The sequence below is a fragment of the Pseudoalteromonas sp. H105 genome, assembly GCF_001469215.1.
Taxonomy (GTDB): domain Bacteria; phylum Pseudomonadota; class Gammaproteobacteria; order Enterobacterales; family Alteromonadaceae; genus Pseudoalteromonas.
The window spans coordinates 204,563-227,377 of record NZ_LOFH01000006.1; the positions used below are offsets into that span (position 1 = coordinate 204,563).

General features: G+C 39.6%; 22 protein-coding genes. 16 read left to right on the forward strand and 6 right to left on the reverse strand.

What is annotated here, in order from left to right; genetic code table 11:
- The first annotated feature begins 6 nt into the window (after nucleotides 1-6).
- The 4 genes from ATS75_RS12260 (at nucleotide 7) to ATS75_RS12275 (ending at nucleotide 3,421) form a co-directional block, all read left to right on the forward strand.
- Nucleotides 7-411, forward strand: coding sequence for an ExbD/TolR family protein (locus tag ATS75_RS12260; protein WP_058560707.1), 405 nt, complete (start codon nucleotides 7-9; stop codon nucleotides 409-411).
- Complete coding sequence (locus ATS75_RS12265; protein ID WP_058560708.1) at nucleotides 411-983, forward strand: energy transducer TonB; 573 nt, start codon at nucleotides 411-413, stop codon at nucleotides 981-983. Before ATS75_RS12260 ends, ATS75_RS12265 begins: the two co-directional genes overlap by 1 nt.
- Nucleotides 984-993: 10 nt before the next feature.
- The gene (locus ATS75_RS12270) at nucleotides 994-2,253 is read left to right on the forward strand and encodes a tetratricopeptide repeat protein (RefSeq protein WP_058560709.1); all 1,260 of its coding nucleotides are present in this window, start codon (nucleotides 994-996) and stop codon (nucleotides 2,251-2,253) included.
- 112 nt (nucleotides 2,254-2,365) lie between these two features.
- The gene (locus ATS75_RS12275) at nucleotides 2,366-3,421 is read left to right on the forward strand and encodes a hypothetical protein (RefSeq protein WP_058560710.1); all 1,056 of its coding nucleotides are present in this window, start codon (nucleotides 2,366-2,368) and stop codon (nucleotides 3,419-3,421) included.
- 5 nt (nucleotides 3,422-3,426) lie between these two features.
- Here the strand turns inward: ATS75_RS12275 and ATS75_RS12280 are convergent, their stop codons facing one another.
- A complete protein-coding gene (locus tag ATS75_RS12280; protein WP_058560711.1) occupies nucleotides 3,427-3,768 on the reverse strand; it encodes a TraR/DksA C4-type zinc finger protein in 342 nt (113 codons plus the stop codon).
- 72 nt (nucleotides 3,769-3,840) lie between these two features.
- Nucleotides 3,841-4,797, reverse strand: coding sequence for a tRNA-dihydrouridine synthase (locus ATS75_RS12285; RefSeq protein ID WP_058560712.1), 957 nt, complete (start codon nucleotides 4,795-4,797; stop codon nucleotides 3,841-3,843).
- Nucleotides 4,798-4,979: 182 nt separating this feature from the next.
- Between ATS75_RS12285 and ATS75_RS12290 the strand changes: the two genes are divergently transcribed.
- The 10 genes from ATS75_RS12290 (at nucleotide 4,980) to adk (ending at nucleotide 14,633) form a co-directional block, all read left to right on the forward strand.
- The gene (locus ATS75_RS12290; protein ID WP_058560713.1) at nucleotides 4,980-5,492 is read left to right on the forward strand and encodes a hypothetical protein; all 513 of its coding nucleotides are present in this window, start codon (nucleotides 4,980-4,982) and stop codon (nucleotides 5,490-5,492) included.
- 206 nt (nucleotides 5,493-5,698) lie between these two features.
- A complete protein-coding gene (locus ATS75_RS12295; protein ID WP_058560764.1) occupies nucleotides 5,699-6,520 on the forward strand; it encodes a DUF692 domain-containing protein in 822 nt (273 codons plus the stop codon).
- 5 nt (nucleotides 6,521-6,525) lie between these two features.
- Nucleotides 6,526-7,287 (forward strand): DUF2063 domain-containing protein, encoded by a 762-nt coding sequence (locus ATS75_RS12300; RefSeq protein ID WP_058560714.1) that lies wholly within the window; start codon nucleotides 6,526-6,528, stop codon nucleotides 7,285-7,287.
- Nucleotides 7,288-7,347: 60 nt separating this feature from the next.
- Nucleotides 7,348-7,470, forward strand: a complete 123-nt coding sequence (locus ATS75_RS20750) for a hypothetical protein (RefSeq protein ID WP_268801568.1) — start codon at nucleotides 7,348-7,350, stop codon at nucleotides 7,468-7,470.
- A 265-nt stretch (nucleotides 7,471-7,735) separates the two neighbouring features.
- Nucleotides 7,736-8,275 (forward strand): adenine phosphoribosyltransferase, encoded by a 540-nt coding sequence (apt, locus tag ATS75_RS12305; RefSeq protein WP_058560715.1) that lies wholly within the window; start codon nucleotides 7,736-7,738, stop codon nucleotides 8,273-8,275.
- Nucleotides 8,276-8,279: 4 nt separating this feature from the next.
- Complete coding sequence (gene dnaX, locus ATS75_RS12310; RefSeq protein ID WP_058560716.1) at nucleotides 8,280-10,718, forward strand: DNA polymerase III subunit gamma/tau; 2,439 nt, start codon at nucleotides 8,280-8,282, stop codon at nucleotides 10,716-10,718.
- 58 nt (nucleotides 10,719-10,776) lie between these two features.
- The gene (locus tag ATS75_RS12315) at nucleotides 10,777-11,103 is read left to right on the forward strand and encodes a YbaB/EbfC family nucleoid-associated protein (RefSeq protein WP_058560717.1); all 327 of its coding nucleotides are present in this window, start codon (nucleotides 10,777-10,779) and stop codon (nucleotides 11,101-11,103) included.
- 8 nt (nucleotides 11,104-11,111) lie between these two features.
- Nucleotides 11,112-11,720: a recombination mediator RecR gene (recR, locus tag ATS75_RS12320; RefSeq protein WP_058560718.1), complete on the forward strand. Its 609-nt coding sequence runs from the start codon at nucleotides 11,112-11,114 to the stop codon at nucleotides 11,718-11,720.
- Nucleotides 11,721-11,897: 177 nt separating this feature from the next.
- Nucleotides 11,898-13,811: a molecular chaperone HtpG gene (gene htpG, locus ATS75_RS12325; RefSeq protein WP_058560719.1), complete on the forward strand. Its 1,914-nt coding sequence runs from the start codon at nucleotides 11,898-11,900 to the stop codon at nucleotides 13,809-13,811.
- Between the two features lie 177 nt (nucleotides 13,812-13,988).
- Nucleotides 13,989-14,633 (forward strand): adenylate kinase, encoded by a 645-nt coding sequence (gene adk, locus ATS75_RS12330; protein ID WP_058560720.1) that lies wholly within the window; start codon nucleotides 13,989-13,991, stop codon nucleotides 14,631-14,633.
- A gap of 58 nt (nucleotides 14,634-14,691) precedes the next feature.
- On the opposite strand, the gene tpx is transcribed toward adk, so the two are convergent.
- On the reverse strand, nucleotides 14,692-15,273 hold the full coding sequence (gene tpx, locus ATS75_RS12335) for a thiol peroxidase (RefSeq protein WP_058560721.1): 582 nt from the start codon (nucleotides 15,271-15,273) through the stop codon (nucleotides 14,692-14,694).
- Between the two features lie 202 nt (nucleotides 15,274-15,475).
- Here tpx and ATS75_RS12340 point away from each other — a divergent pair, with 202 nt between their 5' ends.
- Complete coding sequence (locus ATS75_RS12340; protein ID WP_058560722.1) at nucleotides 15,476-16,480, forward strand: response regulator; 1,005 nt, start codon at nucleotides 15,476-15,478, stop codon at nucleotides 16,478-16,480.
- 4 nt (nucleotides 16,481-16,484) lie between these two features.
- On the forward strand, nucleotides 16,485-17,465 hold the full coding sequence (locus ATS75_RS12345) for a diguanylate cyclase (protein WP_058560723.1): 981 nt from the start codon (nucleotides 16,485-16,487) through the stop codon (nucleotides 17,463-17,465).
- 341 nt (nucleotides 17,466-17,806) lie between these two features.
- On the opposite strand, the gene ATS75_RS12350 is transcribed toward ATS75_RS12345, so the two are convergent.
- From ATS75_RS12350 to ATS75_RS12360, 3 genes are read right to left on the reverse strand one after another with little or no spacing between them, the layout of a single operon-like run.
- Nucleotides 17,807-19,321: a SpoVR family protein gene (locus ATS75_RS12350; protein WP_058560724.1), complete on the reverse strand. Its 1,515-nt coding sequence runs from the start codon at nucleotides 19,319-19,321 to the stop codon at nucleotides 17,807-17,809.
- A 21-nt stretch (nucleotides 19,322-19,342) separates the two neighbouring features.
- On the reverse strand, nucleotides 19,343-20,626 hold the full coding sequence (locus tag ATS75_RS12355; RefSeq protein ID WP_058560725.1) for a YeaH/YhbH family protein: 1,284 nt from the start codon (nucleotides 20,624-20,626) through the stop codon (nucleotides 19,343-19,345).
- Nucleotides 20,627-20,659: 33 nt separating this feature from the next.
- Nucleotides 20,660-22,582, reverse strand: a complete 1,923-nt coding sequence (locus ATS75_RS12360; RefSeq protein ID WP_058560726.1) for a PrkA family serine protein kinase — start codon at nucleotides 22,580-22,582, stop codon at nucleotides 20,660-20,662.
- Between the last annotated feature and the right edge of the window lie 233 nt (nucleotides 22,583-22,815).

The following is a 22,815-nucleotide window of genomic DNA, read 5'->3' on the forward strand; positions in this document are numbered from 1 at the left end:
TTAAATATGGCACGTAAACAACGTTTTCGTGAAGAAGAAGAAGCAGCGGTTGATATGACGCCAATGCTTGACATCGTATTTATCATGCTTATTTTCTTTATCGTAACTACATCGTTCGTTAAAGAGGCTGGTATCGAGGTCAATAAACCAAAAGCGGCCCAAGCTACGAAGCAAAAAAATGCGAACATTTTTATTGCAATTCGTAACAACGGTGAAATCTGGATTGATAAACAGCAAGTTGATGTTGAACGTGTTTCAGCAAAAATTGAAAGTTTATTAGCAGAACAACCTACTGATGTTGTAATTTTGCAGGCTGATAAAGAAGCAAAGCATGGCACAGTGGTTAAAGTTATGGACCAGATCAAAGCGACGGGTGACAACCTGAGAATTTCAATAGCTGGAGATCAGTAATGATTCGTTTTCTGTTTTCACTGATTGCAGGTGGGGCAGTTACTTTCGGCTTGTTCTACTTCATGGCCTTCCTCATCTCTGGTGGGGCTGACCGTAACACGGAGCAAAAAGAGCAGATCGTAGTCGAAATTATGACGAATCCGCCTGAATCTAAGGTGCAGGAGAGGAAGCGTGTTCCGCCTCAGCCGGAAAACAACAACCCTAATCCGGGTGCTATGTCATTTAATATGGGTAGCATCGATGTGGGAAGTTCGGCTGGTGGCTTAAGTGGTCCAGGTGCATTTGGACGTGACGGTGATGCGACACCTATCGTTCGTATTGAACCAAAATATCCAACACAAGCGGCACGTGATGGTAAAGAAGGTTGGGTACAACTTTCATTCTCAATCGATGAATTGGGTGGGGTAACTGATGTTGAAGTAATCGACGCTGACCCTAAACGAATTTTTGATAGAGAAGCTAAGCGTGCACTTAAAAAGTGGAAATATCGTCCTAAGATCATTGACGGTAAGCCACAAAAGCAAGTTGGTTTACAAGTTCAGTTAGACTTTAAACTTAACCAAGGCAATTAAGGAGGCAAGTATGAGAAATTTATCTAAAGTAACAGCACTTGCGGTACTTATGTCTCTCTCGGGTGCAGTGATTACTGCACCGGTTTTAGCTGCGCCAGATTACGCGAAGATAGAAGAGCGTAAAAAAGCAAAAACTAAAATCATGGGTGAGCGCACTGGTAAAAAAGTTGTAAAAGCATTTGATTTGTATAATGAAGACAAGCTTGACGAAGCAATCGCTATGCTTGAAGAGCTTGAACCTTCAGATGACTTTGATAAAGCAACAGTTAACCGCTACCTCGGTAGTATGTATGGGCAAAAAGAGCAGTACAAAACTGCGATTAAGTTCCTAGAGTTAGCTGTAGCCCCTGATGTTTTGAACTTTGCGGATCAAGAGCAAAGTTTAAAAACATTAGGTGATATGTATGCTGGTACTGAACAGTATGAAAAAGCCAAACAAGCTTACTTGAAGTGGATGGATTTCACTGGTGAAGAAGATGCAACGGTTTATACCCGTATTGCTCAAGCTAATTACCAGTTAGAAAAATTCCGCGACGTTTTTGAGCCGGCAGATAAAGCAATTAAACTTAATAAAGAGCCAAATAAAGGCCCTTACCAACTTAAGTTAGGTTCGTACTTCGAGCTTAAAGACTATAGCAATATGGTAAAAGTAGGTGAAGAGATTGTTCGTATCTGGCCTGACGATAAAAAAGCATGGGTAAGCTTAGGTAAGTACTACCTTCAAACGGAAGACTATAAAAAAGGTCTTGCAACAATGGAAGTAGCTTACAAAAATGGTTATTTTGAAGCTGAAGTTGACTATAAAGTTTTATCAAATTTCTATTCTTTGAATGAAATACCTTTCAAAGCTGCACAAGTTCTTGAAAAGTCTATAAATGAAAAGATAGTAAAGCGTACAAAACAAAATGTTAGCGCAATAGCAAGTAATTACCATCGCTCTAAAGATATTGTAAAAGCTGCTAAGTACTATGAAGAAGCTGCTAAGTTTGATGATGATGCTGAGCTTTACCGCAAAGCGGGTTCATTATTACTTCAGTCGCAAAATTATAGCTCAGCTGTTGTTCGTTTGAACAAAGCGCTGGAATTAGGTTCTGATAAAAAAGGAACTATATATACAGATCTAGCGGAAGCTTATTACTATCAAGAGAAATATAAGCAAGCATATGCTGCAATTGTAAAAGCAATGGACGATCCTCGCACTCGTAAGTTTGCAAAAGGTTGGTCAACTTATATTAAAGATAAAGCCGCTCGCAACGGTGTTAAAATTTAGTATATTGTTATTTACAGTTTAAAAAGCCCCTATGGGGCTTTTTTTATTTCTTTTATTTGAATAAAAGTATATTTATTAACACTTCTTAGCAAAGAATTTTTTGGATCTTAAAATGAGAAAATACTTGGGCGCAAGCTTATTGATATTGTTTTTAACTGCGTGCAGTGAGCCAGTTACGCATTATGCTGATGTAAACCAAGTGAGGCATCAGTTAAAACTACAAAATTCACTTTTACAGCCTTTAAAGAACCAGACAATTCATGAAATGAAGACTGAGAGTAAGCTGCCATATTCAGAGTCGTATCTTAAAACGCGGCATGAAATTTATAGATCCTTAAATGCTATGAACTTAACGCCTTCGGAGCAGCAACTAACAGATTATTTAAGCATTGCAGAGCGTTTTCCAGCACGTTATTTTCCATGGCCAGCCAATATAAATGTTGTTGAAAATATGCTCAATGCTGAATCGTTAACTGAACAGCAAATTGTTAACTGGGTTGAGTTTACAGAGCAGCAGCTCTCAAAGGGGTTAGAGAGTAAGTTAAAATTAAGCAAGCTTGAACTAAACAGTCTTAAATCGCATATTACAAGGGCGAAACAACAGGCAAATATTCCAAAAGATATAGCAAAGGCTTTAGTTAATTTAGATGAATATCTAGCTGATTATATCCCGCGTGGCAGTTTAGGCTTACTTGGTTTACCAAATGGCGCGGCGTGGTACCAAAGCAAATTGAACTATTTTGGGCAAAAAACAAACCCACCTTTAGTTTGGCTAACGAAAATACAAAGCATGCTTGAGTTATCTTTGCAGCAAAAATATACACGGTCTTTTTCAAATGACCATTCTGAGTCATTGCTTGAGCAATGGGTAAACGTTCATTCAGATAAATTAATAGAGGGGCTTGATTGGGAGCAAAATTATAAAAACTTGCCGTTGAGCGCATTAGCATTAATTGAAACAATGACCGAATCCGATAAGGTCTTTTGGCTCGCGATGATGGAAACTGATTTAGGGATTCATTATCATGCTTGGACAGCGCAACAAGCGAGAGTTAATTTAGAAAAACGTGTTAAATTGTCATCTGAGCAGGCCACATATGCAGTAGAAAATTTAGTTTACTTTCCTGCGTTTAGTTTTGCGTTTGCACCGCTCTTAGACAAGATGTAAAAACTTTAGTCTGGGTCGCACTTTTTGCAGCGCTGGTTAGTGGGGTCATCTAATAAACGCTGTGCATCAATTTTCTCTTCGCAATCGCAACAGTAGCCGTATTGACCGATTTCTATTTGGCAAACGGCTGCTTCAAGTTTCTCCAACCGGATGATTAATTCGCTGTACTCAGAGCCAAGCTGACGTTCTGTAAGTTCAAGCCATTGCTCTGGGTTATTCGATTCAAGGGTATGTAATAAGCAGTGATGGGTTAGGTTGTTTGATTGCGCGAGAGCCGCTAGTAGCGATTTACGCTGCGAAGCTAGCTCATTGTTTAAACGCGCTAAAGTATGTTGTGATTGATTCATGGCTTATTTCCTCATTGTGCGATGAGGGTATTATCCATAATTTAATTGAGGTTAATAATGATGTGTATCAACTTAGGGAGCGATTGCATATTTGTTTAAGACCAAAGCGACATCTTCTTTTGTCTTTAAACGTCGTATTTCGTCAAATAATGTGCTGGCTTGCGTATATTCACGTTTTAAGTAGCCAAGCCATTGCTTTGTTCTAGATGCAAAGTATTTTTCGTCCTTACTCGGATCATGGTGCATGGAAGAGTGAATAATATGATATAAAATATTTTCCCACTTTAGGCCATCATATTGCTCAGCATTAATATGTGCCTTAATTTTTCTAGCTAAATCAGGGTGTGATAAAGCGCCTCGACCTAACATAAGATCAGCACATTGGCTGCGTTGTTGGCATAAGATAGCATCTGATACTTGCCATATTTCTCCATTAGCCACTACATCAATGTCTTTACCTTGAATTAACGGCGGAATTTTCTCCCAATATGCAGGTGGGTTGTAGCCATCTCGCTTTGTTCTAGCATGTATCGCAATACTGTTAGCGCCGGCACTCACAACGGCATCTACAATCTCTTGGCTGTTACTATCGTCATCAAAGCCTAAGCGAATTTTTGCACTGACTTCATCTTTTTTTGGAACAGCCTCACGCACGGCTTTGATGATTTGATACATGTGCTCAGGATCTTTAAGAAGCACGGCACCGCCTTTGCTCCGATTCACCGTTTTAGCTGGGCAACCAAAATTAAGGTCGACTCCATGTGATCCTAACTCAACAACTTTAGCAGCATTTTCAGCTAAAGCTTCTGCAACTTGCCCTAATAATTGAATACGAACAGGTGTACCTGCGCGAGTGTATCCATTATTATTAAGTTCTGGGCAATAGCGGTAAAACACTTTGTCAGGTAATTTTGCATCTATTACGCGAACAAATTCGGTTACACACAAGTCAAAACCACCAATGTCGGTAAGTAGTTGGCGCATTTTAAAATCTACAACGCCTTCCATTGGTGCTAATACTAATTTCATTGATGTAACTTTTACCTTTAAAAAAATGGATGCGTAGTTTACCTTTTCCTAGGTAATTGATAAATCAATATCGGTTCTTTGTATCTATCAAAAATAATAAAGGTTATTTTAAATTTTTTGAAAGTTTTATCTTAGACGCTGGTCTATTAAGTATACCTATTGAATAAAGAGAGAGTAAAACAATGAACACAGTTAAAAAAAATACAGTTGCATTGGCACTAGGTGCCGTTGTGATCAGCAGTGCAAGTATAGTATCTACTCACGCTGAAGCTAATCCATTTGAATTTCAAGAGTTAATAACTGGCTACCAAATAGATGCTACAGAAGGTAAGTGCGGAGAAGGTAAATGTGGCGGTCACGCTAAGTCAAAAGACGCTAAGGTGAAAGCTGAAGGCAAGTGTGGCGAAGGTAAATGTGGCGGTGATGCAAAAGCAAAAGATGCTAAAGCCAAGGCTGAAGGAAAGTGTGGTGAAGGGAAGTGCGGCGGACATGCAAAATCAAAAGACGCTAAAATGGTCACTGAAGGTAAATGCGGCGAAGGCAAATGTGGTGGGCATGCAAAAGCAAAGGATGCAAAGGCTAAAACCGAAGGAAAATGTGGAGAAGGCAAATGCGGTGGCCATGCTAAAATGAAAGGCGAAAAAGGAAAAAAAGAAGGTAAATGTGGCGAAGGTAAGTGTGGTGGTAGCCACTAAGCTGCTAATTTAACATTTAGGATCGATAGGGTTACTGTCTTATTGATTCTAACTTATCTTAATTCTAAGCACTCAATGCACAATGACTTCTCCTGTGTTAATGAATAAACAGCTATTATTTACTACTTATTAATGCGTTAACACTTATTACAGTTTGCTTGGGTATATTAGGAATGTATATGAATTTGAACAAGAATGAATTTGGTATGGTGGGTTTAGGTTTACGCCGAGAAATGCTAGATGAATTACTTACTGACGTACCAGAGCAAATTGACTTTTTTGAGGTCGCTCCAGAAAATTGGCTGAAATTGGGTGGTCGATATAAAAAGCAATTTAAATCACTTACAAATGCGCATAACTTTGTCTGCCATGGCTTGTCTTTATCTATAGGTTCACCAGAACCGTTGGATATCGATTTTATTAAAGCATTAAAGGGCTTTTTTAAAGAGCATGATATTAGACGTTACAGTGAACACTTAAGTTATTGTTCTGGTAAAGGGCATATGTATGATCTAATGCCAATTCCATTTACAGAACAAGCAATTAAACATGTTGTCACACGAATAAAGCAAGTACAGGATATTTTAGAACAGCCTTTGACAATCGAAAATGTCTCTTATTATGCAGCACCTGGTCAAGAATTAAGTGAACTCGAATTCACAACAGAAATTCTGTTACAGGCTGATTGTAAGTTACTACTTGATGTAAATAATATTTATGTAAACTCAATCAATCATGGCTATAACGCAGTTGAGTTTCTTGAAGGTTTACCTTCTGACAGGGTTGATTATATTCATATTGCTGGGCATTACAATGAAGCAGACGATTTGATTGTTGATACACATGGTGCTGATGTCATTGATCCCGTTTGGGCGTTGTTGGATAAGACTTACGAGTTTCATGGTGTATCCCCAACACTGTTAGAACGAGACTTTAACATTCCACCAATGGATGTTTTAGTGAAAGAGTTAGATAAAATAACGCAGTTACAAAGCAAACACGGCTTCATAAAGCAAAAGCGAGCTTAAGCGATATGTCTTTTGAATCAATCCAACACGCCTTTATTGATCATATTCGTCAGCCTGACAAAATCTCACTGCCTTTTGGCGTTGAAGACCGCCGAATGGCCATTTATCGTGATTTATTTTTTAATAATATCGAAGGGTTTATTTCATCGGGTTTTCCGGTTCTAAAAACATTGTACTCCAGTGAAAATTGGCAAAAGCTAATCAGGCGGTTTTTTAGTGAGCATGACTGTCAATCACCGTATTTCTTAGATATTGCTGCAGAATTTGTCAATTATTTGGTAAATACATATGAGCAATCACAAGATGATCCTATTTTTATGATCGAGCTTGCGCATTATGAATGGGTTGAATTAGACGTGTCTATATATCAACAAGACGAGAGTGAGTGTATTATCGACAGTGACTTAACTTCGGCCCCTTTATATATAAGTAGTACGGCACGCCATTTAAGCTATCAATATGCCGTTCATAATATTAGTGCTGATTATATACCTACCCAACCAGATGCAACCCCGCATTATTTTGTGGTTTATAGAGATCAAGAAGATGATACTCAGTTTCTTGTGACGAATGCGATGACGGCATTGTTGCTTTCACTTATTGAGGCGACACCAGGGATTCATTTTTATGAACTATGCAATGGCGTGATGCTTCAAGCTCCTCAATTTAGCGAACAACAAATCCAAGCAGGGGCTAAAAGTACGTTACTTACGATGGCTCAAAAAGGGGTTATTGTGACAAAAAATAAAGATGAAAACCTTTATTGATAATTTCACATGAATTATCATGTGCGCTTTTAAACGTCGCGCTTAATAAAAGGTAGTACCATGTCGGAAGATAAAGATTTTAAAGACCCATTTAATTTAATGTATTTCTTAGCATTTTTAGCTATTTTTGTTGGAATTGGTTGCTTGAATGCAATTTTAGGTTGGATAACTACTCTCTCGTAATATAATCCATTTAAATGTAATAGGGCTGTACTTGGTACAGCCTTTCTAGCCAGTTTTAATCCATTTTTTAACGCTTATTTTCTTACCGCAAGCCTAAAGTGCATGTAAATAAAATGACTGCAGCAATTGTTCCCTCGAGACTTAGTGTCATTGTCTCTTGATTTTTTATCTTAGTGCGTTTTAATTTCAGCGAAGCTCGCATCTTAGGGTCGCTTGGGTATATAATTACCTGCTTTGTAATATAAACGATATAACAGCTTAAATTATGACAACACCATCTATCATTAAAGACAGTATCACAACGATAGCCGACTACCCAAAAGCAGGCATTATGTTTCGTGATGTAACAACGCTAATGGCTGATCCAGCTGCATTTCAAGCAACTATCAACGCATTTATTGATGCCTATAAAGACCAAGGGTTTACCAAAATTATAGGCACTGAGTCACGCGGTTTCATTTTTGGTGCGCCGCTTTCATACGCATTAGGAATTCCATTTATTCCAGTGCGTAAACCAGGTAAATTACCTCGTGCTGTTATTTCTCAAGATTATCAACTTGAATATGGCGAAGATGTGCTTGAACTTCATACGGATGCGATAGTTCCTGGTGATAAAGTGCTTTTAGTGGATGATTTATTAGCAACAGGTGGCACAATTGAAGCGACTGCTAAGCTAGTAAATAAACTCGGTGGCAATGCAACTGATGCAGCCTTTGTTGTGTCATTACCAGAACTTGGTGGTGAACAACGTATCGAAAAAATGGGCATTAAAATCCTAAAACTGGTTGAATTCGAAGGCGAATAATTACATGAGTTACCAAGTCCTGGCGAGAAAATGGCGTCCTCAGACCTTTCATGAATTGGTCGGTCAGTCACATGTGAAACAAGCATTAATTAATGCATTAACACAAAATAGACTGCACCACGCTTATTTATTCACTGGGACCCGCGGGGTGGGTAAGACTACGATTGCACGAATTTTTGCCAAAAGCTTAAATTGTGACGAAGGTATTTCTGCCCAACCTTGCGGCAAATGCAGCAGCTGTAAGGACATCGAAGCAGGGCGCTACATTGATTTACTCGAAATTGATGCTGCATCAAGGACCAAAGTAGAAGATACCCGTGAGATTCTTGATAACGTTCAATACGCACCTACTCGCGGACGTTATAAAGTGTACCTTATTGATGAAGTGCACATGCTTTCCAAGCATAGTTTTAATGCGTTATTGAAAACGTTAGAAGAGCCACCAGAACACGTTAAATTTCTACTTGCTACAACAGACCCACAAAAGCTACCCGTTACGATACTATCGCGTTGCCTGCAGTTTAATCTGAATGCGTTATCACAACCTGAGATTTTACAGCAACTAGAGTATGTACTAAACGAAGAACAATTAAGTTTTGATGAGCAGGCATTACACATCATAGCTAAAGCCGCTGATGGTAGTATGCGCGATGCACTTAGTTTAACTGATCAAGCTATTGCACAAACAAATGGCAACATACAGCATCAAGCTGTACAAAGTATGTTGGGTTTGATGGATAATCATTACAGTCAACATATACTGGCTGCGCTACTTGCGCAAGATGGTGCAGGTTTACTGGCTCAAGTAGAGCAAGTTGCATCACAAAACCCACAATATATCTCTTTGTTAGATGATCTCATTGGTTTAACACATTTAATTCAGCTTACACAACTTGTGCCAGATGCAGCTAAATTAGATGAAGTGAATGCAGAGTTTGTGCGTGAGGTTGCTCTTAGCTGTGAAAGCACGCAAATTCAAATTTACTATCAGTTACTGCTCAATGGTAAAAAAGATTTACAGTGGGCTCCTGAACCTCGGTTAGGTTTTGAAATGATAATGCTAAGGCTTCTTGCCTTTGAACCTGCGGGTTCTTTTTCAACGCAAGAGTCACCTAGCACAACGCAGCCGATACAAAACAAAATTGGCCGAGCCAGTGCACTGCGCGATATTATTAATAAAAATAAAACGGTGCAGCAAAGTCCCAGCGCTGAGGCTAATCGTGAGATACAGCCAACAGTCAGTGATGTAAATGCAGCCGATAAACTGCAGTCTGATAATAACATTGCATCGGGGAATCAAGTTGAGCAAAGCAAAACCAGTGAACAACTTGGTGAAGTCGCACAAGCAGTAAATCAAGTCGATAAAATAGAAGCACCGTCAAACACTAAAATCACCCACAGCGATGAACATGCTCAGCAGCAAAGTCAAGACGATGCCTACCAACAACACAGTGACGCTGAACAAACGTTAGCGACACAGTTTGATGACATTATGAGCAGTGCAGTAGAGCAAGGCTTTAATGACCAAGCCCAAACAGCACAAGTTGAGCCTGACGCTAATAGCGAACCTCAAGACTTAATTGCCCAACAAGAGTCACAAGCACAATCAGCCATAGCGCGCATTCTACGTGATAGAAACATATCCGGTGCAGGTAAGTTGTCTGGTGCGAATATTAAGAGCACACAAACTACAGCGCAACAAGTTAACCATGCTGACGAAAATACTCCTAGACCTGAGCCTCAAGCACCATTGGTTGAGTCACAGCCACAGCAGGCAGCAGAGCTGCAATCTGCGACTATTGATGCGCCACCTTGGTCGAATGACGCAGGGCAAACCGTAAAAAAGTCAGCGCTCCCAGAAACGGGGAGCCAGACACGCTCAGCTAATGAAGTTGCAACAAAAAAAGTTGACTTTAAAGAAAAGCATCAAACAATTACTGAAAATTTAGCGCCTGAGTTACTTGAGCAAATTAATCCACAGAAAAAGCCTGAAGTGGTTGTACAGGAGCCTAGTATTCCAGTCCCTGATGACTTTCAAAGTCCAATCAGTGAGATTAGATTCGCTCATCAACAAGATGAGTGGGCGTATTTAATTAAACGGATGGGACTAGGTGGACGAATGCGTCAATTTGCATTGCATTCAATTTTCACTAAACAAGGCCATGATTTACATATTGATGTCGATGAATCACAAAAGCACTTAGATTCGCCGATACTTAGGCAAAAGCTCGATGCTGCACTTTCAAGTATATACGAGCACAACGTAACGCTCAGTATCAATTTTGCGCAAGGTGTAATTGACTCACCTTATTTAATCCAGCAAAAAATAGATGTTGGACGACATCAGCAAGCAATTGATGTGATTAATTCAGATGAAAATATCGTGCAATTTCAGCAGTTATTTTCTGCAATAATAGACGAAAACAGTATCCAGGCATTGTAATTCATTACAATAGCCCTTATCTTCATGACAATTAAAGATTACACAAAGAGAGAAAATTATGTTTAAAGGTGGAATGGGTAACATGATGAAGCAAGCGCAGCAAATGCAAGAGCGCATGCAAAAGGCCCAAGAAGAAATAGCTAATATGGAAGTTGTTGGTGAAGCTGGCGCTGGTCTTGTAAAAGTAACCATGCTGGGTAATCACAATGTTCGTCGTGTTGAGCTTGATGAAAGCTTGATGGAAGATGATAAAGACATGATTGAAGATTTGTTAGCCGCTGCGTGTAACGATGCTGTTCGCCGTGTAGCTGATGAAACTCAAGAGCGCATGGGTAAAGTAACGGGTGGCATGCAATTACCACCGGGCATGAAAATGCCATTTTAAGGTAAATAATGCAACTTTCACACAGTTTAAGCCAACTTATTGAAGCATTAAGGTGCCAACCCGGCATTGGCCCAAAATCAGCACAACGCATTGCTTTTCACCTACTTGAGCGTGACCGTAAAGGGGGAACTCAATTGGGTAATGCGTTAACAAAGGCTATGAGTGCAGTAGGGCATTGCCAATCATGTCGCACTTTTACAGAACAGCCACAATGCGAAATTTGTATGAGTCCTAAGCGCCAAGACAGTGGTGTTTTATGTGTGGTTGAATCACCCACTGATGTGCTTGCGATAGAGCAAACAGGGCAATTCAAAGGCTTATATTTTGTATTAATGGGTCACTTATCGCCGATTGATGGTATTGGCCCGAATGAAATAGGCCTTGATATTCTTGAAGCTAAACTAAGTGAAGGTGGCATCAATGAAGTGATACTAGCAACCAATCCGACGGTTGAGGGCGAAACTACCGCCCATTATATCGCTCAACTATGCCATCGTTATGATGTGGAAGCCTCTCGGATTGCCCATGGTATCCCCGTGGGTGGCGAGTTAGATTTATTAGATGGTATGACTCTTATGCATGCCTTTAGTGGTCGTAAGGCCGTTAGTAGAGATTAATTCCTAATTTTTTAAAAAGCCCGTGCATATTTTACATATGCACGGGCTTTTTTATTTAACGCGTTTAAACTTTTTTCCTAAACACATAAACCTTTTTTAATTTTTCCCTTGAAGTTCACACTCTGTGCCCCATATTAAGTGCATAACGCAGACACTTTGCTAATTGGAGATATATAAATGACTGCAGCACAAAAAGAAACATTAGGCTTTCAAACAGAAGTTAAACAATTATTAAACTTAATGATTCACTCACTTTATTCGAATAAAGAAATATTTTTACGTGAGCTTGTGTCAAATGCTTCAGACGCGGCCGACAAACTTCGCTTTTTAGCACTTTCGAATGGTGAATTATATCAAGGCGATGCGGATTTACGCGTTCGTATTAGTGCAGATAAAGATGCAAAAACAGTGACTATCTCTGACAACGGCATCGGTATGACGCGTGATGAAGTTATTAGCTCGTTAGGCACAATTGCAAAATCAGGCACTGCTGAATTTTTTAAAAACCTAACTGGCGACCAAAGTAAAGATTCACAATTAATAGGCCAGTTTGGTGTTGGTTTTTACTCGGCATTTATTGTGGCTGACTTAGTGACAGTTCGTACACGCAAAGCAGGTGAAGATAAAGGTGTTGAATGGCAATCACAAGGCGAAGGCGAATACACCCTAGAAGAAATTGAAAAAGAAGGTCGTGGTACAGACATTATTCTGCATCTTCGTGAAGATGAAGCAGAGTTTGCTGATGATTGGCGTTTGCGTAGTATTGTTACTAAATACTCAGATCATATCTCTACACCAGTACAAATGTTTAAAGAAGAAGTACCTGAGTCAGAAGGCCCAGATGGCGAGAAAACACCTGCAGAGCCAGCACATTGGGAAAGTATTAACCGTGCTACCGCTCTTTGGACGCGTGATAAATCAGAAATATCTGAAGACGAGTATAAAGAGTTTTATAAGCATGTTAGCCATGACTGGGAAGAGCCACTAAGCTGGGGCCACAATAAAGTTGAAGGTAAAACTGAGTACACAAGCCTCCTTTATATCCCTAAAAAAGCCCCTTTCGATTTATGGAATCGTGAGCGTCAGAGTGGTTTAAAACTTTACGTGCAACGTGTATTTGTAATGGATGATGCTGAGCAATTTATGCCAAGCTACTTGCGCTTTGTAAAAGGTTTACTAGATTCAAACGATTTACCATTGAATGTATCGCGTGAAATTTTACAAGATAACAAAGTAACGCAAGCAATTCGTAAGGGCTGTACATCGCGTATTTTAAAAATGCTAGAGCGTATGGCTAAAAACAAAGCTGAAGACTACCAAACATTTTGGAATGAATTTGGCCAAGTAATGAAAGAAGGCCCAGCTGAAGATGCGACCAACAAAGAAGCAATAGCTAAATTATTACGCTTCTCTTCAACGCACACAGACGAAGAAGCTCAAAATGTTTCACTCGAGCAATACATTGAGCGCATGAATGAAGGTCAAGATGCAATTTACTATGTTGTTGCTGACTCGTTTACTGCTGCTAAGAGCTCACCACACTTAGAGATCTTCCGTAAGAAAGGTATTGAAGTATTATTACTAAGCGACCGTGTTGATGAGTGGATGATGAGCCACTTAACAGAGTTCTCTGAAAAGCCATTAAAGTCAATCACACGGGGTGATCTTGATTTAGGTGATTTGGACGACGAAGAAACCAAAAAAGCACAAGAAGAGTCAGAAAAAGAAGTTGAAGGTTTAGTCGAACGTATTAAAACGACATTGGGTGAGAGCGTTAAAGACGTTCGCTTTACTCACCGCTTAACTGATTCTCCTGCATGTGTGGTTAGCGATGACAATGATATGAGCTCACAAATGCAAAAGCTAATGGAGTCTGTAGGTCAAGCAGCACCAGAAGCCAAACCAATTTTTGAGCTTAACCCAGAACATCAACTAGTTAAGCATTTAAATGTTGAACAAGATGAAGATAAGTTCTCTCAGTGGTCACATGTGTTGCTTGATCAAGCATTGCTTGCAGAGCGTGGAACGTTAAAAGATCCAGCAGGTTTCGTGACTCGTTTGAATAAATTGATGCTCGATCTTAGTAAATAACAGGTTCAAAAGAGTCATTAATTGAAAAGGGAGCTTATTGCTCCCTTTTTTGTGTATTGGGGGTAAGCAATTAGTATAAGTTGCTTGAGTATCCGCGGCGCATATGGAAGAATTCAATCTTTAAAATAAATAATACTGAACTGCTTTTTCAGAACAGTATCAACCGAGGACAATGATATGCGCATTATTCTTTTGGGCGCGCCGGGTGCAGGTAAAGGCACTCAAGCTCAGTTTTTGATGGACAAATACGGTATTCCACAAATTTCTACTGGTGATATGTTACGTGCAGCAATTAAAGAAGGCACACCACTGGGTCTTGAAGCAAAAAAAGTGATGGATGCTGGTCAGTTAATTTCTGATGACATCATCATCGGGCTAGTAAAAGAGCGTATCGCTAAAGAAGATTGTGAGAAAGGTTTTTTGCTTGATGGTTTCCCGCGTACTATTCCACAAGCCGATGCAATGAAAGAAAATGGCGTTGTAGTTGATCACGTTATTGAATTTGATGTTGCAGACGAAATCATTGTTGAGCGTATGGGCGGACGCCGCGTACATCCGGGATCTGGTCGCGTATACCACATTGTATATAACCCTCCTAAAGTAGAAGGTAAAGACGACGTGACGGGTGAAGACCTTATTATTCGTGCGGATGACACAGAAGAAACAGTACGTAAACGTTTAGGTATTTACCATGAGCAAACGATGCCATTAGTTGATTACTACCAGGCAGAAGCCTCTGCAGGTAATACGCAATATCATAAACTTGACGGAACGCAAGCCGTTGAAGCTGTAAGCAGTCAGTTAGGTGAATTGCTAGGTTAAGAATGACCAAAAAAACCGCCCTGTAGGGCGGTTTTTTAATTCATTATTTTGTAATGGTTTAGAGCGATTTCATCGCATCAATGACGGGTGTGTAATCAGGCTCTTTTGATAACTCATTAACTAACTGCTTGTAAACAATTTTGTGCTCATTATCTAATATAAATACAGCGCGTGTGAGTAAGCCCATATCTTTAATGATTAACCCATAGTTTTGACCAAAATCCCGCCAAACTGAATCTGATAATGTGGTAATTTTGTCAATGTTTTCAGCTTTACAAAACCGTTTTTGTGCGAAAGGCAAGTCTGCGCTGATTGTCAGCATGGCGATATTTGGAAATTGTTCAGCGACTTTTTCATTAAAATGCTTAGTTTGAATGCTGCACACACCAGTGTCTAAGCTGGGAACGACGCTAATTAAAATGGCTTTACCTTGGTAGTCTTTTAGCGTGACAGGGGCAAAAGAATCATTCACAACTTTAAAGTTTGGGGCTTGCTGACTGACTTTAACGCCATTTCCAAGTAACGTTACAGGTTTTGATTGAGCGGTTACTTTACCAGCATCTAGGGTATTTTGAGTAATATCAGCAGCGGAGGTTGTTGCATAAAAGCTACATAAAACAAACGTAAACAATCTAAGCATAAGGTATTTCCTTTAAAATTAACGCAATTGTATTCAGTGTATTATAATCAACTAACAGGACAAAGAGTTTACTGTAATTTAAAATTGTAAATATGGGTTACATTGATTAACATATTACACAGTTAAACGTTTATTCGCTGACAAATAACAATAAAGGCATGTTGTATACTATATACGTGCAACTGCAAAACAGAGAGAAGCTATGTCAACATCGGTATTAATTTGCGACGACTCAAAGCTAGCACGGCGACAATTAGCACGATCGTTACCAGATGATTGGGATATCAAAGTTGAGTTTGCTGAAGATGGTGAGCACTGTATTGAGCAAATAAAAGCGATACAGCCAGAAATCCTTTTTCTAGATCTTAATATGCCAAAAATGGATGGCTACGAAGTACTGCAAGAAATTCAAAATCAATCTCTTTCAGTATTAACCGTTGTAGTGTCGGGTGATATTCAACCTAACGCTCACCAACGAGTGCTTGGCTTAGGTGCTATTGATTTTATTCAAAAACCTTGTGATGCTCAAAAACTTGCCGACATCATCGAACACCATGGTATTAAAGACAAAGCCATGCGGGAGCGTTTAGCGCATCAGCTTGGGGAGCAAGTTGACCCGGATGTGCGGGATATTTATCAAGAGCTAACGAATGTTGCCATGGGCCAAGCGGGTGACCTACTTGCTCGGTTATTAAATGTTTTCGTCGAGCTGCCTATACCTAACGTCAATATTCTAGAAGTTAATGAATTAGATATGGCGTTGCGTTCAATTGATGCAAATGCCACGACTTCAGGTGTATGCCAAGGGTTTATCGGTGGGGGCGTATCTGGTGAAGCATTACTGCTTTTGAATGATTCAAGCTTCAAAGAAATTGCTTCATTAATGAATTACCAAGGCGAGCTAAATAACAAAGTTGAACTTGAGCTACTTATGGATGTTAGCAATATCTTGATTGGTGCAATTCTTACTGGTCTCTCTCGCCAGTTAGATATGACATTTAGCCAAGGACATCCAGTTGTACTGGGACAGCATTGCGATGTGTCAGATTTAGTGAAAGCTAATAAGTCGCGCTGGCAACGTACACTTGCTATTGAGATCAGTTACGGCATTGAAAACCACAATATAAATTGTGATTTAATGCTGTTATTTACCGAAGATTCACTGAAAACTTTGAAATACAAAGTTGCTTATCTATTAGAAGACTAACATTATGCCAGCTGCTGATTTTAATATGAATGAAATCCATTGGTTAATGGATATGTTTAACACGGTCGATGTGGGTTTAGTGGTGTTAGACCGCGAGTACAAAGTATGTATCTGGAATGGGTTTATGGAAAACCATTCAGGCTTACTACCTAGTGCGGTTAAAGATAAAGACTTATTTGATCTTTTCCCTTCAATTGACGAAAAATGGTTTCGTAGTAAATCAGAATCAGTATTTATTTTGAAAAACCGCTCTTTTACCATTTGGGAACAACAGCCTTACATTTTTCGCTTTAAAAATTACAGGCCTATCACCGGTAAAGCGGATCATATGTATCAGAACGCCACTTTTATACCTTTATCTAATGTTAGAGGTGAAGTGAGTCATATCTGTATTATTATTTATGATGTTACAGATGAAGCGGTAAACAAAAAAGAACTTGAAGAGTTAAATAGCAAGTTAGAATTAATGAGTCAAACAGATGCATTAACTAAGCTCAATAACCGTGGTCACTGGGAAGATTCGCTTAGGAAAGAATTTTTAAGGATTAAAAGAAGTGCAGGGGTCAGCTGTTTGCTGATGTTTGATATTGATCACTTTAAAAAAATCAATGATCAGTACGGACACCGTTGTGGTGATGAGGCGTTACGCCATATTGCAGATCTATTACGAAAAGCACTTCGTGAAACGGACGTTGCAGGTCGTTACGGTGGCGAGGAGTTTGCGGTTACGCTTTTAGATACAGATAAAGCGGGCGCCGAAATATTTGCTGAGAGACTGCGCAGTTTAATCGAAGCCTCATCAATATTTTTTGATGGTCAGCAAATAAAAATGACGATTAGTATTGGCCTTGCTTGCTTTCAAGCTGACTTTGAGCGCTATGAAAAATGGATTGAAGCTGCAGATAAAGCGCTCTATGTGTCAAAAGATAAAGGTAGAAACTGCATTACCGATTACATCACCCTTCAGCAAGCTGAAACTGAATAAAGAAAAATGACGCTAATAAGCGTCATTTTTTTACTTGCCAGCTAGGGTATGTTGACCTTTCAAGGTTAAATTTGAAGCAGTCTGTTTGGTATTTAGGCAAGTCAGCGCCTATGTGGTGTGGTATTCCCCATAAATAGGCGATAACGCAGCATCAATGCCAAACAGGCGCTGCCCTGCGTGTTCTGCCTAGGGGCTATTTACTCTTTGTTACTCGGTTTTGACTTAGTCCACTAGGTTACAAACCTCGCGCCGCGATTAAATCGCCCCAAGTTTGAACAAATTTTAATCCGCAAAGGTAAACAGACCCTAATGTTCCTTCATTAATGCACAATTGTTTACCTTCACTCTACTATATGCCGTGAGTCATCAGTAGGGCATTGCGCAAGTAATGTGACCTCACCTGATGTGGACTGTTGCTCTAATTTAACTTTAAAGCCCCATAAACGATAAAGGTGTTTAAGTACTTCATCATATGAATCAGCTAAAGGTATATTTTGATGAGGAACGTAGCGTAAAGTCAGTGAGCGATCACCTCGAATATCCACATTAAATACTTGTAAGTTTGGTTCGTGATTACTTAAATTATATTGGGCTGATAATGCTTCACGCACTTTATGATAGCCGCTATCATCATGAATAGCACCTATTTCTAACGTGGGATCCTTCTCATGGTCAATGATAGTAAATAACTTAAAATCTCGGATGAGTTTCGGTGATAGAAATTGGCTAATGAAACTTTCATCTTTGAAGTTCTCCATTGCAAAGTGAAGTGTATCAAGCCAATTACTGCCTGCATATTCTGGAAACCACTGTTTATCTTCTTCAGTCGGTTTTTCGCAGATACGTCTAATATCTACCATCATATTAAAGCCTAGTGCATAAGGATTAATACCTGAATAATATTTACTATTGTAGGGTGGCTGATACACAACATTGGTATGGCTTTGTAAAAACTCCAGCATAAATGAGTCGGTTAGTTTACCTTCATCATATAGGTGGTTCAAAATGGTGTAATGCCAAAATGTGGCCCATCCTTCATTCATTACTTGTGTTTGCTTTTGTGGGTAAAAATATTGGGATATTTTTCTCACAATACGAATTATTTCACGTTGCCATGACTCTAAAAGTGGCGCATTTTTCTCTATAAAGTACAAAATGTTTTCTTGTGGTTCTGAGGGAAAGTTATGTTCACTTTTCTTTGCCTCTTGATGCTGAACAGGGATGGTACGCCAAAGTTCATTGACTTGTGATTGCATGTATTCTTCGCGTTCTTGTTGACGCTTTTGCTCTTCAAATAAAGATATTTGTTGTGGGCGCTTATACCTATCAACACCGTAATTCATTAACGCATGGCAGGAATCGATAAGGGTTTCGACTTCATCGATGCCATACTTCTCCTCGCAACGAGAGATGTAATTCTTAGCGAACAACAAGTAATCAATAATTGAACCTGCATCAGTCCACGTTTTAAATAGGTAGTTCCCTTTAAAAAATGAATTGTGTCCATAACACGCATGGGCCATGACCAGTGCTTGCATTGGTAATGTGTTTTCTTCCATTAAATACGCGATGCAAGGATCAGAATTAATGACAATTTCATAAGCAAGGCCCATTTGACCACGCTTATAGTTTTGCTCAGTTTGGATAAACTTCTTACCATAAGACCAGTGGCTATAGCCAATAGGCATGCCCACACTTGAGTAGGCATCCATCATTTGTTCTGCCGTGATCACTTCTATCTGATTTTGATAGGTATCTAGTCGATAATGTTCTGCAACACGTGCTATTTCATCTTGATATTGCTGTAGTAATTCAAACGTCCAGTCAGGACCATCACTCATACGTTTATCGGTCATATAAATACCTCATTGTGCAATTTACGCAGCACCTTGATGTTGACGGTTCTTCTTAAATAACTCACGAAAAATAGGGTATATATCTTCAACACTTTTGATATGCTGTATAGCGAAATTGTCGTAAGTTTGGCAAATACTCTGGTATTCTCGCCAAAGGCTTTGATGAGCACGAGTTGTGATTTCGATATAGGCGTAATAACGTACGTCATCGAGTAATTTATTGCGAAGGATTTGTGAACATTGAGGCGAGTCATCAGCCCAATTGTCGCCATCAGATGCTTGTGCAGCATAAATATTCCATTGTGACGAGTTGTAACGTTCTTTAATTATTTCGTTCATTAGCTTCAACGCACTTGAAACTATTGTGCCACCAGTTTCTTGCGAGTAAAAAAATTCCTGCTCATCCACTTCTTTCGCTTGAGTATGATGGCGGATATACACCACTTCTATATCTTTGTAGCTGCGTGTTAAAAACTGATACAGCAGGATATAGAAACGCTTTGCCATATCTTTGGTTGCTTGATCCATCGAGCCTGACACATCCATGATACAAAACATCACAGCCTTGCTGGTGGGGTGGGGCTGTTTTTCATAATTACGAAACCGCAGATCATAGTTATCAATGAAAGGCACAGCTTTAATCTGTTGCTCTAATAGTGCGATCTCTTTTTCTATTAGTGTGACGGCTGCTCGGTCAGGCTCACTCTCTTCAAGCAGGTTTGCAAGTTGTTCATTGAGCTCTTTTAAGCGACGTTTTTTACCTGCGGACATGGCGACACGCCGAGCTAAAGAGCCTTGTAGTGACCTAACAATATCTATGTTACTAGGCATGCCATCACTACAAAATCCGGCACGGTGTGTTTTCATTTGTATTAATTTATCAAGTTGGTTCTGTTGAAGGTTTGGCAGTTCTAAATCTTCAAACAGTAAATCTAAATACTCGTCTTTTGAAATAGAAAACACAAAATCATCCTCTCCTTCACCAGTATCACTTGCGTCACCTTCGCCAGCACCTCCCCCTTGCCCCCCCTGAGGGCGCTTTACTTTATCGCCAGTCGAGAATTGATCATTGCCAGGGTGTATTTGCTCTCTATCACCGCCTTTGCCTTGATGAAAAATAGGTTCACTAATATCTCTTTGCGGGATTGAAATGCTTTCTCCGCTGCTGGTATCTGTCACACTGCGTTTGTTTACAGCATCAGATACCGCCTCTTTTATCTGTTTTTTATACCGTCTTATAAAACGCTGACGATTCAACGTGCTTTTGTTTTTACCGTTTAGACGACGGTCTATAAAATTCGCCATATATTGACCCCCTAAAATGCACCAGTCACTTTACTACTGCGACTTGCGAACGCGTAAGTACCACTCTGATAGCAAGCGAACTTGTTTTTGGGTGTAGCCTTTTTCGACCATGCGGTTAACGAAGTCTTCATGTTTTTTCTGATCTTCAGCCGAAGTTTTGGCATTAAATGAAATAACGGGTAACAATTCTTCGGTATTTGAGAACATTTTTTTCTCAATGACTGTCCGAAGTTTCTCATAGCTCGTCCAAAGTGGGTTTTTACCGTTATTGTGAGCACGAGCACGAAGCACAAAGTTAACTATCTCGTTTCTAAAATCTTTCGGATTAGAGATCCCCGCAGGCTTTTCAATTTTTTCAAGCTCTGCATTGAGTGCTTCACGGTTAAACAATTGGCCTGTATCGGGATCACGGTACTCTTGGTCTTGAATCCAAAAGTCGGCGTAGGTTACGTAGCGGTCGAATATATTTTGTCCATACTCAGAGTAAGACTCAAGGTAAGCTGTTTGTAACTCCTTGCCTATAAACTCAACATATTGCGGAATCAAATAGCCTTTCAAGTGACTTAAATAACGATCCTCTACATCAGCAGAGAACTGTTCTCGTTCAATCTGTTGCTCTAGTACATAGAATAAATGCACGGGGTTAGCTGCAACTTCAAGTGTATCAAAGTTAAACACACGAGATAGAATTTTGAATGCAAATCGTGTTGAGAGTCCTGTCATACCTTCATCTACACCCGCATAATCACGGTACTCTTGATACGATTTTGCTTTAGGATCTGTGTCTTTTAGTGTTTCACCATCATAAACACGCATTTTAGAGTAGATACTTGAGTTTTCAGGATCTTTAAGGCGAGATAAAGTAGTAAACTTGGCTAATGTTTCCAATGTGCCTGGTGCACAAGGCGCATTATACAATTCACTGTGCTCGAGTAACTTATCATAAATTTTAATTTCCTCAGAAACGCGAAGGCAATAAGGTACTTTGACAATGTAAACACGGTCTAGAAATGCTTCATTGTTTTTATTGTTTTTAAATGTTTGCCATTCAGATTCATTCGAGTGGGCTAAAATCATCCCGTTAAAAGGCAGTGCACTGATCCCTTCGGTACCATTGTAATTACCTTCTTGGGTCGCTGTTAGTAGGGGGTGAAGCACCTTAATTGGGGCTTTAAACATCTCCACAAATTCCATAAGCCCCTGATTAGCTAGGCATAGTGAGCCTGAGTATGCATAGGCATCAGGGTCACTTTGGGCGAAATGCTCAAGCTGACGAATGTCTACTTTACCAACGAGTGCAGAGATATCTTGATTGTTCTCATCGCCGGGTTCAGTTTTTGCAATAGCTATTTGATTTAAGATTGAGGGATAACGCTTTACTACTTTAAACTGACTTATATCACCATTAAATTCATGTAGGCGTTTGGTTGCCCATGGGGACATGATTGTTTTTAAGTAGCGAGGTTTAATGCCATATTCTTTTTCAAGTACGCCAGCATCTTCATTCACATCAAATAATGCTAAGGGGTGATCATTAACAGGTGAGCCTTTAATTGAATAAATAGGCACTTGTTGCATTAAATATTTTAGCTTCTCTGCAATCGAAGATTTCCCGCCACCAACTGGACCAAGTAAATAAAGTACTTGTTTGCACTCTTCAAGCCCTTGAGCGGCATGTTTAAGGTAAGAGACTATTTGCTCAATGGCCTCCTCCATGCCATAAAAATCATTAAAGGCAGGGTAACGAGCGACAACGCGGTTTGAAAATAGCCTACTGAGCCTTGCGTCAGTAGAAGTATCCACCATTTTTGGCTCACCTATCGCCATCAATAGTCGCTCAGGAGCGCTGGCATAGGCCGATTTATCGGTTTTACAAATTTCTAAGAATTCAGCAATGCTGTATTCTTCTTCTTGTGCCGCTTCGTAGCGTGCTTGGTAATGCTCGAAAATACTCATGAAGACCTCCAAAGAACCTGCTTAAACTAGGTGCTGAATGATTTAAAAATAAGCAAAGGTTAACTAAAGCTTAGTCACGAATTTGACTTTTTGTGCAATAAAATTAAAAATTTATCTTAGTGTCTTTTAATTTTTATTGATGGTTTTTGTGTATATGTACCGAATTTTAGCTAAGACCAAGCCTACTTAACCTCGACACCCCTTTAAATAAGAGGAGACTAGTGTAGAGGGAA